The following is a 13,875-nucleotide window of genomic DNA, read 5'->3' as shown; positions in this document are numbered from 1 at the left end:
GTTAACGAGTCCACGTTCGACCACTGCGACCATTAGCCGCAGCCTGCTGGCCCTGGGTATGACGCTGGCTGTTGCGGCATGCGTTAATTCGCCCACCGGCCGCAGCCAGTTCAAGCTCTACTCCGATCAGAAGATGAGCAAAGCCGGAGACCAGAGCTATAAGAAGCTCCGGAAGCAAAAACAGATTGACCATAACAAGGCCAACAACCGCTTCGTCAGCTGCGTCGTCAAAAACCTAAGCCGCGTGACCAAGCACAAGTGGCGCGTGACCGTATTCAAATCCGATCAGGCCAACGCATTCGCGATCCCGGGCGGCAATATCGGTGTCTACTCGGGCATTCTGCCAGTGACCCACAACGACGCCCAGCTCGCGGCAGTTCTCGGTCACGAAATGGGCCATGTCAAATCAGGCCACGCTAACGAACGCATGTCGCAAAAAGCCGCCACCAGTGTCGGCCTGTCGGTGTTGTCGGCTGCCATCGGCAGTCAGACCGGCGGCATAGGCCAACGCTCCATCATGGGGCTGCTGGGAACTGGCGCTAAAATCGGGGTTCTTCTGCCTTTTTCACGCGCGCAGGAAGCAGAGGCCGATCGCATCGGCCTGGATCTCATGGCCAAGGCCGGTTTTGATCCGCGCCAAGCCGTCAATTTATGGCGCAACATGGCGGAACAAGGCGGAGAAAAACCCCCGCAATTGCTATCAACACACCCGAGCGACAGAAATCGCATTCAAAACCTAGAAAAACACATGACCAAGGCGTTAGCCATTTACCGGCGCGCGCCGCGGCATCCCAACTGCCAACATCCGTAGCGCTAAACACTAGCTGAGACGGCATAAAACGAAAGCGCACAGACCGACCGGGCTTGTGACGCGTGTTGTCTCATGTAGACTCAGGTTTGCGTAGTGAACGCTGCGCCCGAGGTCTTGGTCTGTGTCATTCGCGAGTCCCGCCGGTTTTTTGCCCACGAGTGACACGACTGAACTGATCAGGACTTTTCTAGCGATGAATATTTTTGTTGGTAATATCGCATGGAGCGCCGGCGACGCCGACCTTCGTGCGGCTTTTGAAGAATACGGCCAGGTTGACTCGGCCAAGATCATCATGGACCGCGAATCCGGCCGTTCACGCGGCTTCGGCTTTGTGGAGATGTCGGACGACTCGGCCGCTAACCAGGCGATCGAAGGTCTAAACGGCACATCCCTGATGGGCCGCGACCTACGCGTCAATGAAGCCCGCCCGCGCGAGGAGCGTCCGCGGCGCTAGACGCTAATACGGCGCGCCGTCGCTGCCGGCGCCGGCGCGCCTCACGATTTTTTCCGCACAAACACAGATTCCGGGAAGCCCAGCCGCGTGTGCGGCAGATGCACTCTGCGCATAACGACGAGCGCAAACGCGAGCGGGTTAACGTCGTAGATCGCCTTGAGCGGCGGCACCAGCGACCGGTCAATAAACCCATCGTCGGCTAACGCTTCGACATCGATCCGCCCCGCCAGCGCCGGCTGTGGATAGCCGCTGGCATAACGCAGATGCTTGTAGTACTGCGGATGCGCCAACAGTGGCTTTAGAACCTGCTGTGGTCGCTTGCCGGCCAACACATTGGCCAGACTGATTGTTATTTGCTTGGCGTGATCAGACGTGGCCAGCAGATGAAACAGTGCCGGCATCAATTCTTGGCCTTTGGGGCCACGCGCGTCAGCCAGGGTCAATTCAACGTCGACGCCCGCTGCAAGCATTGGCTTGATCGCCGCGGGCGATATCCAGCGATAAGTGCCATGGCGATCGCGTACCGCACCGACAGGCAACTTCAAAGTGACCTCCGCTTGCGCCAACTTCTTGTAGAAAGTGCGAGCCGCGGCGCTAGTTAAGTCGATATGCTGCCGCACTGGCAGCCAGCGAACTCGCTGGACGCCCTTTTCGACCCAGTGCGCGAGGTTTTGTCCCGCATTGGCTCGCCCCGGCAGGATCGATGCGACCGGCATCAGCTGCTGCGGTGCACGCTCGGCAAGCCAAGCCACGTAGCGATTGGTGACCACAGGCGCCGAAGCGTTTTCCGCCCCGCCCTGCGGGCGTGAGCGCGCTAGAATGTAGGCCCGATAATCGCCCGGAAGCGCACGTATCTGGCGCAGCAGCCTGGACACATACTCGCCGTCGAAACTCGGCCCCCGCGTCGCCCCGGCCGCGCTAGCTGTGACGCGGTTGCGCCACCACGCCCAGGGCTGCCCGACGATACTGCCGGACGGTGCCGTATGACTTCGATTGACGAAATCCGGGCCGGAGAGCTGGCCATGAGTCCGAACATGGACGGCACCGTCAACAAGTGTTTTCTGCTTGCCGGTAGACGTCGCATTGGTTAACAGCTCTCGGGCGCGGTGCCCAAGCACCCACGGCGCACTGGCGGGCTCATGGCCCCAGCCGCGCCCGTAATACGTCAACGCAAACTGCCAGATACAAAAGCCAACCGCGGCTAATGCGATGCCCACAAGTGCAATGCGCAGCAGCCAAGCGAAAACGAGGCGTCGCCAATTCACTATGCGCGATTAAATCCCGTCAAACCGCTGCTGCGATTCGACAAGTGTCCCAACAAACTGATAATAAACTGCGATCATACGGATCTGTGAGGAGCGAGCGACAATCGACTGGCAACGATACGGCGACGTCAGCCTCGGCCGATAACAGCATAGATGCAGACTTTGTTCTCGACTGGACATACCGCTTTTGACAATACCGAAAAATGAGCCAACACGCTGGTTATCCTGCATGACTTATAACGTGCAGGTCGGCGCCGGCACAGCACAAGCACGGCACTACGTCAGTCGCGGCTGGCGCCAACTTGCGCCCAACCGTGCCAGCCACGCCAATATCCGCCACATCGCGCGCCTGCTCGGCGAACACGACATTGTTGGTTTGCAGGAAATAGACGCCGGTAGCTGGCGCACAAGCGAACACAACCAAGTCCAACGATTGGCCCAGCTCGCCGGCTTCGAGCACTGGTATACCCGGATCAATCGTAATTTCGGCCGCTTTGCGCAACACGGGCTCGGTCTGCTTAGCCGGTTCGAACCCTCCCAGGTCAGCGAACACACGCTGCCCGGCCGAATTCCGGGCCGCGGCGCCCTAATCGCTCGTTTCGAGAACGGCGACACCACACTCGCCATCGCGGTTGCGCATCTCGCGCTTGGCGCTAAAAGCTGCCGCACCCAACTCGACGCCTTGATTGAACTTATGGCCGGCGCCGATCACGGCATCATTCTAGCCGACACTAACTGCAGCGGACGCGTACTCACTGCTAACCCGGCATTACGGCGCCACGGCATGCAGACCAACGCGCCGTCACTGGCCAGCTATCCAAGCTGGCGACCCCGCCGCGATCTCGACCACATCATCTGTACGCCGAATCTGGCCACGCGATCGGCGCGTGTACTCGACGTGCGGCTATCCGATCACCGCCCCGTCTGCCAGATGATCGGGTGCCCTGCCGAAGCTTTTGCCGACGACATGATTACTGAGGCCGCATACGCACAGTCGTAACTGTTTTACGGGGCGCGTTCCTTAGCTAAGCACAGGTGATTTGGCCAGCCGTTGGTTTTTAAAGATACGGCGAAGCCAGCCAGCAACAGCCATCACGGAGCCGGCCGAGCACGCCACGAGCACGATGGTCGGCCAGCGTGTACGGCGTACTGATCGCCAGGTTGCGCTCAAGATAATCGTCAATGGATGACACGCTCGACGCGTCGTAGATTTCAACGGCAAATTCGAAATTCAGGCGCAGACTTCGCGGATCCATATTGGGTGAACCGACCATCGCGTAATCCGAGTCGACCATCAGCAGTTTGGTGTGCGCGAACGGCGCCGGGCGCAGAAAGACTTGCACGCCACGGTTCAGCAAAGGACCGATACTGTGGCGCGATGCCCAATCGACATAGACCAAATTGCTGGCCGACGGCAATACCACGCGCACATCCACACCACGCAGCGCGGCCGCCTCCAGCGCCCCCATCAGGGCCGCATCCGGCAGAAAATAGGGACTAGCGATAATGACACGCTCGGCGGCATTAGCAACGGCGCACTGAATCAAACTGCTGAGACGCCCGGGATCGCGCGCCGGCCCGTTTTCGAACGCGCGACAGGCAATCGTACCGGCCGAAGCAAGCGCCGGTGCACTTGGCGGATCCCACTGATCGGTGACGAATGCCCAGTCTTCCAGAAACACGGTCTCGATCTGGCCAACAACCGGCCCGACCAGCTTGAAATGGCTATCGCTTATACCGTGGCCGCCGTGAAACCGATGCGCGTTATCGATATTCATGCCCCCGGTAAACGCACGCTTACCGTCGATTACCAGCATCTTGCGGTGATTCCGCAGGTTGAGCCGAAATGCAGGGGGCCAGAGCCGCGGCGGCAGAAACAACCGCACTGGCACATTGGCGGCGTGAAGCCCCGCTATGGGTCGCGACTGTGGCCACCCATAGAATGCACCCACACCGTCGATGAGTACGCGCACATCGACGCCGCGCCGAACCGCGTCGGCTAAAGCATCGATAAACTGATTGCCCAGCTCGTCGCTTTTGAAAATATACGTCGTCAGATAGACGAACGATTCGGCGGCGTCGATCGCCGCAAGCATGGCCTCGAACGCAGCGTCGCCTGTCTCGAAAAGTACGACCTGATTGTCCGGTTGGATCGACCAGGGCCCGAGCCGATCACCGGCGGCCGCCAGACCCAACCGGGCGGGCGCGACCAGTGAGCGATAATCGCCGATCGTCGAATCGGGGCCAGGACGATGTGCGCCCAACCCGTAGCTTGATTCACGGTCGAGACGGCGCGCGCGTGCCTGGACGCGGTTGACCCCCAAGAAGAAATAGAGCACCGCGCCAAACGGTGGAAACAACAGACACACGCCAACCCAGCCAAGCGCGCTATTCGGGTTGTCACGCGTCAGAAGTGCATGGCCGGCGGCCCAGAGACTAACGACCGCAACGGCCACACCGCCGATGGAAAATTGAATAAGCGAAAACCCATCGGCCATCGGTGATCGACTCTATAGTCGCTTGGCAGCCATCAAGCTGCTTAGCGAAAGCAGTTATGCACTGGCCGCCAGATTCGCGCCGTATTTTTTCAGATGGACGCGCAAAAGCGAAATCGCTGCGGGCGTCATACCGGGCATGCGCTCGGCCTGGCCAAGCGTAGTCGGCCGAACCTCGGCCAGTTTTTCGGCCAGTTCGTTGGACAGACCAGTGACGTCGCTATAGTCGATCGACGCTGGTATTGCGACCGCCTCGGCATCACGAGCACGACGTATCTCGGCGTCCTGTCGCTCGATATAGCCGGCGTAGCGCGCTTGAATCTCGACCTGCTCGCCGGCTGCCTCGAATGCTTCGGGCGAGAGGCCGTTTTGTGTCATACCGCCAACCGCGGCAAGCGACACCAAGTCCGCGTGCGACACGTTCGGTCGGCGCAGCAGATCGGCCGCCGTCGTGGCTTCGCCGAGCGCGTTGCCAAGCCATTCGGCGCCGTGGTCGGAACCAAGATCGGCAGGTTTGATGCGAGTCGCGGCCAGTCGTGTCTGCTCGGCGGCCACCGAGTCACGTTTGCACTCGAATTGTTGCCAACGCGCGTCGTCGACGAGGCCCAGCTCACGCCCGACGGGCGTCAACCGAACATCGGCATTATCTTCACGCAACCGCAGCCGATATTCGGCACGCGACGTAAACATACGGTACGGCTCAATCGTGCCGCGCGTGACCAAGTCGTCGACGAGCACACCGATATAGGCCTCGTGTCGCAGCGGCCACCACGCGGACTCGCCCGTCGCCGCGCGCGCTGCGTTGATACCGGCCAGAATGCCCTGCGCCGCCGCTTCTTCATAACCGGTAGTGCCGTTGATCTGACCGGCAAAATAGAGCCCGCCGATGGCACGCGTCTCCAACGTATATTCAAGTGCGCGCGGGTCGAAATAGTCGTATTCGATGGAATAGCCCGGCCGCGTGATGTGCGCGTTCTCGAAGCCGGCGATTGAACGCACGAGCTCCAGCTGACCATCGAAGCCGATGCCGGTCGAAATCCCGTTGGGATAAACCTCAGCCGCAGTCAGGCCTTCCGGCTCCAGAAAGATCTGGTGGCTCGGCTTGTCGGCGAAGCGCACGACTTTGTCTTCGATCGAGGGGCAGTAGCGCGGCCCTTCACCATCGGCCGAGCCATTGAAGCTGGCCGATTCATCCAGCCGCTTGTGCACGACCGCGTGGGCTTGCTCGTTGGTATGGGTGATAAAGCAATCGACCTGCCGCGGATGATCGGCACGACTCCCCACAAACGAAAAGACCGGGCGCGGCTCGTGGCCCGGCTGCGCATCGAGCTGCGAGTAGTCGATCGATTTGGTGTCGATCCGCGGCGGCGTACCGGTTTTCAACCGGCCGACCGGCAGATCGAGTGCGCGCAGACGCTCGGCCAAGGCGTTGGACGGTGCGTCACCGGCTCGCCCACCACCGAATTGTTTGCGTCCAATGTGGATACAACCGCCGAGAAAGGTTCCGACCGTAAGCACGACACGCGGCGCGCGAAATACCAGCCCCATAGTTGTTTCGACGCCGGCCACTCGGCCGTTTTCAACAACCAAATCAGCCACAGACTGCTGAAACAGCGCCAGATTCGGCTGATTCTCGACCATTTCACGCACAGCGGCCTTGTACAGACCGCGGTCGGCCTGGGTGCGCGTCGCGCGCACAGCCGGCCCCTTGCGGCTATTCAAACGCCGGAACTGGATCCCGCCGCGATCCGCAGCGCGGCCCATGACGCCACCAAGCGCGTCGATTTCTTTGACCAAGTGACCCTTGCCGATACCACCGATCGCCGGGTTACAGGACATCTGCCCGATGGTTTCGATGTTGTCGGTCAATAAAAGTGTGCGGCGTCCCATGCGCGCCGAGGCGGTGGCGGCTTCGGTGCCCGCGTGGCCACCGCCGACTACGACGACGTCGAATTCGTCTTGCGTGCTCACGATGCCGATTTCCGATTTTGCGACCAGTTATCAGTATGACATTACATAAAAGTCGTATTGAAATCTCTCACGGTCCAGTCCAAGGATGGCGTCGCTTTTCGCTCGACTTGGCGGCCGGTTTTGACTCGCCAGACCACAGCCCCAGACAACGGGGCCAATTGAACGCCACCTGCCAGTAACGGCCATCACCGTCGCACCGCCACGTCACCACACGCGCCGTCGGCAATGCGAACGGCCTCCCGCAACTCGGAAACAAACACCTTGCCATCGCCGGAATGGCCGTCACCCGTACGGGCATGCTCGGCGATTGTCTGGACAACGGATTCCGCCAGTGAATCCGGCACGTCGATTTCCAGCTTAGCCATATCGATCTTGACCAGCCGGCCGTCCTCAGTGGCGTGCCCGAACTCACGCAGATGCACCACCGCGATGCCCGGTAGTTCGGGCACAGCGGCGAGCGCGTCGATGACATGATCCAACATGTGTTCGCGGACGTAAGCCTTGATTTCCTGCATGGTTTCCTCCTCCGCTAGATCTCAACTTCCCGGCGTGGCTCGGCAAACCAGCGATAGACCGCCGGCAATACCAACAATGTGAGCAACGTGGATGTGATCAGGCCACCAACGACCACAGCTGCCAGCGGCCGCTGCACGTTGGAACCAATACCATCGGCCAGCAGTAACGGAATCAAGCCGAGGATCGCGACCGAGGCAGTCATTAACACCGGACGCAGACGATGCTCGGTCCCGGTGCGCACGGCCTCATCCCTGTCCATGCCTTGATCGCGCAGCTGGTTGATATACGACACCAGTACCACGCCATTGAGCACAGCCACACCAAACACGGCGATAAACCCGACGGCCGCCGGTACCGAGAGGTACAGTCCGTAAATCCAGAGGGTGAATATGCCACCGGTGATAGCAAACGGCACGTTCAAAAAGATCAATGCCGCGTATCGCACGGACCTGAAGGCGGCAAACAACAGTAAAAAGATCAGTGCCAGCGTGACAGGCACCACGTAGTACAGGCGCTGCATGGCCCGTTGCTGGTTCTTGAACTGGCCACCGAACTCCACGAAATAACCAGCCGGCATGTCGATATTTTTGTCGATGCGTTTATTGAGCTCCTCGACCACGCTACCCATGGCCCGGCCACGCACGTTCATCTGCACGAATAATCGACGACTGGCATTAGAGCGGGAAATCTTTTTGACACCGGTATAGCGCTTCACGTCGGCAACCCGCGATAACGGCACCGTCGCGCCCTCGGCGGTTTGCAGCGTGAGATTGCGGATCAAATCCAGACGATCACGCTGATTTTTTTGTAGACGCACGAACACATCGAAGCGACGAATGCCATCGAAAACTTGCCCAACGACTTCGCCGCCGACCCCGGTCGAGAGCGTGCTCAACACCTTGTCGACACTGATCCCGTAACGCGCCAACGCGTCACGATCCGGTTTGACCGTTATTTGCCCCTTGCCGCTTTGTTGCTGCATTCGGACGTCGACCGCACCCGGCGTATCCTTCGCGATTGCTTCCACTTGTCGCCCGACTTCGGCCAGTTTGTCGAGATCGTCGCCGAAAATGCTTGCAACCAGGGCTGCTTTTACGCCTGAGAGTAATTCGTCGGTGCGTAACTGAATCGGCTGCGAGAAGTTGTTGGCCAAACCGGGGATTTGTTTCGATGTCCGCTTCGCCATGGCCGTTTGCAGTTCTTCGTAATCGCGCCCAGCGCTCCATTCGTCTAGCGGTTTCAAATTGACCGTTGTGGCGATTACATTGACCGGTTCGGGGTCGCCGCCGACTTCAGCCCGGCCCACACGTGAGTATGTGCCGGTCACTTCCGGAAATTCCTTGAAAACACTTTGCAGACGCTTGGCGTATGCACTCGAAGAATCGAGGCTGGCGCCGGGCGGCAACGTGGAGCGCACCAGGAACGTGCCTTCGCGTAACGTCGGTATGAACGTTGTGCCGAGGCTGGGGAAAAGCGCGAGGCTAGCCCCGAACAGCACCAGCGCAACACTCAGCACCAGCACCGGCGCACGAATCACACGATCGCGCACCGGCCGATAAGCGCTCTTGATCCAGCGCACCAACCGGGGCTCGCCGTGCACGCTGCCTTTCTTGAAGACCAGCGATGTCAGCACCGGCACCATGGTCAGCGCTAGCAGCAACGCCCCCAGGAGCGCGAAGCTAATGGTGTAAGCCATGGGCGAGAACAGCTTGCCCTCGACGCCCTGCAGCGTGAACAGCGGCAGGAAGACGATGATGATGATACCGATGGCGAACACAATCGGGCGCGCGACCTCGCTCGCAGCCTCGCTGACCAAGCGAAGCATTGAGATATTCTCATGACTGCGTTCTTCCAGATGCCGGAAGATGTTCTCGATCATCACCACCGAGCCGTCCACCATCATGCCAATGCCGATGGCGAGACCACCCAGACTCATCAGGTTCGCGGACAACCCCATCGCGTTCATGGCGATGAAAGCCGCTAGCACCGATAACGGCAAACTGGCGACGACGATCAGCGTCGAACGCAAGTTACCCAAAAACAAGTACAGGAAGATCAGCACCAGGACCGCCCCTTCCAACAGGGCGGACTCCACCGTGCCAATCGCCTTATCCACCAGTGTGCCCTGGGAGTAGAACGGCTCCACACTGAGCCCCTGGGGCAGCGATTCATTGATCTGCTCGATCTTGGATTCGAGGTTGGACAGAACCTGCTGGGTATTGGTGTCGATCAACTTGAGCACGTACCCGGCAACCGCTTCTTCGCCGTTGGCGATCTCCGCACCTCGCCGGATAGCCGCACCGAATCCAACCTCGGCGATGTCTCTGACATACACCGGATTGCCATTGTTCTTCGCAACGATGATGTTGCGAATATCGGCGGCGCCCTGCTCGCCGGCGGACACCCAACCGTAGCCGCGGATGATGTTTTCCTCACCGGCGCGGTTGATAAACGAAGCCCCCACGTTACGGTTGTTGGATGCCAACGCCTCGCGCACATCCGCCATGGTCAGATCGCGCGCCCGCAGCGCATTCCGATCCAGTCGCACCTGGTATTGCTTGGTGAAACCGCCTAGCGAGAGCACACCGGTTACATTGGACACCGTCCGGATCTGGCGCTTGACGATCCAATCCTGATAGGTGCGCTTTTCCATGGGCGAGAAGTTTTCGCCTTCCAGGGTATACAGCAGCACACGCCCCAGCCCCGATGCGATAGGACCGAGCTGCGGCTCACCCAGGCCGGACGGAATCTTGCGGCGCGCCTGGGCCAGCCGCTCATCGACCAGCCGGCGGGCGAAGTAGATGTCGGTACCGTCCTCGAAATAGACGTTGACCCGGGACAGTCCGAAGATGGAGGTGGATTGCACCCGCTCCAGATTGGGCAACCCATACATGCTGCTCTCAACGGGATACGAAATCAGGGTCTCGACATCCACCGGCGACAACCCCTCGGCGCTGGTGAAGACCTGCACCATGGTCGGGGTCGCATCCGGATAAGCGTCCATCGACAGCTGCTGATAAGAAAAATAGCCACCCGCAGCCAGGCCAACCAGTGCCACCAACACCAGCAAACGGTTATTGAGCGCGGCTCGAACAATGCCTTCAATCATGTTTTCTCTCAGCGCCGATTAATGGCTGTGAGCCGCGCTGCGGCCACTCGCGGTATAGGCAGACTTGAGATCGAATGCGCCCTTGATCACAACGCGCTCTCCGGGTTGCAGTCCCTGGCGGACCTCTATCTGGCCGCCGCTTTCGGCACCGGTTTTGACTGTCACCGCCTGGAAAGCGCTGCTTTGCTCTCCGGGCACGAAGACCATCTGCTTATCGTTGATGGTCTGAACCGCGTCTACAGGCACCAGCGCGAAACGCTGTTCACTTTTTGTCTGGATATGGGCAGTACCAAACATGCCGGCACGTAGCAGGCCTTTCTCATTGGGCACCGTGGCGCGCACACGCACCGTACGAGACTGCTCATCGAGATCACGGGAAACCCAGTCGGTGACGCCGGTAAAACTTTTATCCGGGAAGGCACGCAGATTGAGCGTGACTTGTTGTCCGGTCGCCAAGCGCGGCAGCGCTTTCTCGTAGGCCTCGATCATCACCCACATGTTTTTGTTGTTCACGATGTGGATCGGCGTTTGCGCCCCGGATACGGTTTCACCCGGAGCCAAATCCCGCTTCTGGACAATGCCTTCCATGGGTGCAGTCAATGCATAGCGTGACAGCGGCTGGGAACCGCCGACCGCGACCGATTCGATGTCGGATTCGCTCATCCCATAGAGACGCAGTTCCGCGCGGGCGGCATCTCGCTTGGCCTTGGCCTGCTGGTAAGCAGCCCTGGATTCCAAGAGATCGGCCTCACTGGCGATCTGTTGCTCTGCCAGCTTTTGGTCGCGTTGGTACTGGGCGGATGCGGCATTGAAGCGAGCCCGGGCGGTCAGATATTGCGCCTTAGCACGGCCCAATTCGACACTTTCCAGAACCGCCACGGTCTCCCCGGCTTCGACCCGATCGCCCAGATCTGCGACCACTTCGACCACTTTAGCCTCCAGGCGTGGTCCCACACGGGCCACGCGATCAGCATCGAAACGCACCGTCGCCGATGCCTGAATCATCGCGTTGGCCGATCCCGCCTCCGCTTTGGCGACTTCCAGGTTCAGGTGCTCGCGTTGCTGTTTGTCGAGACGTACGCGACGCGCGTGTTGGCTGTGGTCAGCACCGCGCGCTTGCTTGTCGCTCTTATCGGCATGTGCGTCGTGGCCATTCGTTTGGCCCTCTTTCAATTCGGATTGGCCGTGATCGCTGTCGGCTTGGGTTGGGGCATCGCCTTGCCCGTCAGCCTTTTCGCCTTTTGCCTTGCTGTCCGCGGATTGACCACATGCCGCGACCAACACCACCAAGCTAACGAGCAATAACGCTCGTATCCATTGTCTGAAATACATCGGGGAAACTCCTTATTGCGTCGCGCCGTTGGGCTTGGCGGGGTTGTCCATGACGAGCAGGCCGCCAGTAGCGCGCTCCAGATCGCTGCCGGCAGTGACTAAAGCCTCCAGGGCCTCCAGGTATTCGCGGCGCGTATTGATGAGGGTGTCCTGGGCGGTCGTCAGTGCTGGCGCACCCAGCTCACCCGCTTCAATCGCCCGTTGGGTGAGCTCGAAGTTCTCGCGCGCCGCAGCCACCACGTCATCACCAAGGGCGGCGACCCGCTTGCGGGCGTTACGGTAATCCGAGAGGGCTTCCAAGACCTGCTGGCGCACAGTCACCTGCAAGGTCCGGCGTTCCAAACGCGCGGCATCCAACCGAGCATTGGCCTGTTGGCGCTCACCTTCGTACTGGTGCAGCAACGGCAGCTCGACCGCTACACCGCCGCCGGCTATTTCATTCTTGTTCTCTTCCTTGTAGAAGCCGAAGACGCGCAGATTGGGAATGATCCGGCGCCGAGCCAGCTTCAGTTTGCCCTGCGCGGCAGTCACCGCTTGCCCCGCGGCCGCTAGATCACCACGGCGCTGCACCGCTCGCCGTAGTAGTTTCTTCTCGCTGGGAATGGCTAGTTGGCTGGGGGTAAGCTCGCCGGTTAACGGCAACGGCTGGGACGGATCCAGCGCCAGCAGCTCGGCCAACCGCAGCCGCGCCCGAGTGTGCCGATTTTCAGCCTTGGCCAGTAACGCGCGGGCACGCCCGGCGCCGATGCGAGCAGTATTGGTCTGTAGACGTGTTCCCTGGCCGGCGTCAAGCCGACGTTGGGCGTACTCCGACAGATCGCGATTCACCGCGAGCACTTGCTCCGCGGTAGCCACTGCACGCTTGGCAACCAGCACCTTCAGAAACGCAGCACGTATCCGCGCCGCGATACTCTGTTGCAGGAAATCTAGTTTTGCCTGGGCGCCAGACACGCTGGCTTGCGCCGCGTCCTCGCGCAAACCGCCTTGCCCGGCGATCCATAATTCTTGTGACAGACGGATGCCAATATCGGTCGTACTCGTCCCATCCGGCCTGTCGCGATCGCCGGCTTTGAACTGCAATTCCGGGTTGGACGGTACCGACCGGTCGGCGTGTTCCAGCGCGCCTTGCTGGCGGCGTAATTCGATGCGCGCGCCACGCAGCGTTGGATTGTTGTCCTGACCCCAGGCCAGTGCCTGTTCCAGGGTCAAGGGTTTCGGCGGCCGCTGGGCCCGATCGGCCGCGTTTACGCTAACGGCCCAAGCCAGCCCGGCAACGATGCCGAGAAGCAGAAAAAATCGCATTGTGAGTCCTCATCACGAGACATAAGCTTTGGACGCGGTATGCGTCCGCGGCAAAAGGTGAAAAAGACTCAAGCGATAGGCGGGATATAAGGTGGCTCGGAACGCGCTACCAGCGGCGGGGTTACTCGGCGTTCCGGCGTGACAATGGGCGCTGCCGGCAGCGGTATACCCACCCCCGGTGCTAACAATCCAAATAGATGGGCACCGAAATGACAGTAATGCCCACAGCGTTCAGCAAGCTCGTCATCGCCAAAATGCGCGTGCTTTACTTCAGCAACCGTGCCATCGACAGGCGCCGGGGCATCGACGTGTGCGGCCCACGCGAAGGTATTGGCGGTCAGGCAAAGAATTGCGACCAGGTGGACGCAATGGCGCATCAATCGGTGCATCTATCTAAGACGCTAGCCGCTATCGTGGCCGGCCGTCAAATACGGCAAACACCGCAGCGATGGAGACGGTTCACGTCGGGCGCCTGCCAACGCCGACCGGCGCGACATTTCCGGAGCACGGCCAAACGATTTCGTGGCGCGCTACAGTGGCGACAAATTCGTGTTGCTGCGTGCTGAACAGCACGCGAGGCCGACCAGCGCCGTCGCTATCGCAGCCATACGATGCCCCCA

General features: G+C 60.3%; 11 protein-coding genes. 3 read left to right on the top strand and 8 right to left on the bottom strand.

Going from position 1 to position 13,875, the window contains the following annotated elements:
• Nucleotides 1-58 precede the first annotated feature (58 nt).
• Both HKX41_08450 and HKX41_08445 read left to right on the top strand, forming a co-directional pair.
• Nucleotides 59-811 (top strand): M48 family metallopeptidase, encoded by a 753-nt coding sequence (locus HKX41_08450; protein ID NNC24185.1) that lies wholly within the window; start codon nucleotides 59-61, stop codon nucleotides 809-811.
• Between the two features lie 193 nt (nucleotides 812-1,004).
• Nucleotides 1,005-1,265 (top strand): RNA-binding protein, encoded by a 261-nt coding sequence (locus HKX41_08445; GenBank protein ID NNC24184.1) that lies wholly within the window; start codon nucleotides 1,005-1,007, stop codon nucleotides 1,263-1,265.
• 41 nt (nucleotides 1,266-1,306) lie between these two features.
• On the opposite strand, the gene HKX41_08440 is transcribed toward HKX41_08445, so the two are convergent.
• The gene (locus HKX41_08440; protein NNC24183.1) at nucleotides 1,307-2,530 is read right to left on the bottom strand and encodes a hypothetical protein; all 1,224 of its coding nucleotides are present in this window, start codon (nucleotides 2,528-2,530) and stop codon (nucleotides 1,307-1,309) included.
• Between the two features lie 229 nt (nucleotides 2,531-2,759).
• Between HKX41_08440 and HKX41_08435 the strand changes: the two genes are divergently transcribed.
• Nucleotides 2,760-3,530, top strand: coding sequence for an EEP domain-containing protein (locus HKX41_08435; protein ID NNC24182.1), 771 nt, complete (start codon nucleotides 2,760-2,762; stop codon nucleotides 3,528-3,530).
• Nucleotides 3,531-3,588: 58 nt separating this feature from the next.
• Here HKX41_08435 and HKX41_08430 read toward each other — a convergent pair whose 3' ends face one another.
• The 7 genes from HKX41_08430 to HKX41_08400 form a co-directional block, all read right to left on the bottom strand.
• A complete protein-coding gene (locus HKX41_08430) occupies nucleotides 3,589-5,028 on the bottom strand; it encodes a cardiolipin synthase (protein ID NNC24181.1) in 1,440 nt (479 codons plus the stop codon).
• Between the two features lie 54 nt (nucleotides 5,029-5,082).
• Complete coding sequence (gene mnmG / locus HKX41_08425) at nucleotides 5,083-6,996, bottom strand: tRNA uridine-5-carboxymethylaminomethyl(34) synthesis enzyme MnmG (protein NNC24180.1); 1,914 nt, start codon at nucleotides 6,994-6,996, stop codon at nucleotides 5,083-5,085.
• Nucleotides 6,997-7,181: 185 nt separating this feature from the next.
• Nucleotides 7,182-7,511, bottom strand: a complete 330-nt coding sequence (locus HKX41_08420) for a P-II family nitrogen regulator (protein NNC24179.1) — start codon at nucleotides 7,509-7,511, stop codon at nucleotides 7,182-7,184.
• 14 nt (nucleotides 7,512-7,525) lie between these two features.
• Nucleotides 7,526-10,621, bottom strand: coding sequence for an efflux RND transporter permease subunit (locus HKX41_08415; protein NNC24178.1), 3,096 nt, complete (start codon nucleotides 10,619-10,621; stop codon nucleotides 7,526-7,528).
• Nucleotides 10,622-10,639: 18 nt separating this feature from the next.
• Nucleotides 10,640-11,953 carry an efflux RND transporter periplasmic adaptor subunit gene (locus tag HKX41_08410; GenBank protein ID NNC24177.1) on the bottom strand — a complete coding sequence of 438 codons (1,314 nt, stop codon included), beginning with the start codon at nucleotides 11,951-11,953 and terminating at the stop codon, nucleotides 10,640-10,642.
• Nucleotides 11,954-11,965: 12 nt separating this feature from the next.
• Complete coding sequence (locus tag HKX41_08405; GenBank protein ID NNC24176.1) at nucleotides 11,966-13,255, bottom strand: TolC family protein; 1,290 nt, start codon at nucleotides 13,253-13,255, stop codon at nucleotides 11,966-11,968.
• 68 nt (nucleotides 13,256-13,323) lie between these two features.
• On the bottom strand, nucleotides 13,324-13,644 hold the full coding sequence (locus HKX41_08400) for a hypothetical protein (GenBank protein NNC24175.1): 321 nt from the start codon (nucleotides 13,642-13,644) through the stop codon (nucleotides 13,324-13,326).
• Nucleotides 13,645-13,875 lie beyond the last annotated feature (231 nt).

This window comes from Salifodinibacter halophilus, from assembly GCA_012999515.1.
Taxonomy (GTDB): domain Bacteria; phylum Pseudomonadota; class Gammaproteobacteria; order Nevskiales; family Salinisphaeraceae; genus Salifodinibacter; species Salifodinibacter halophilus.
This window is presented reverse-complemented; position numbering and strand designations above follow the sequence as displayed.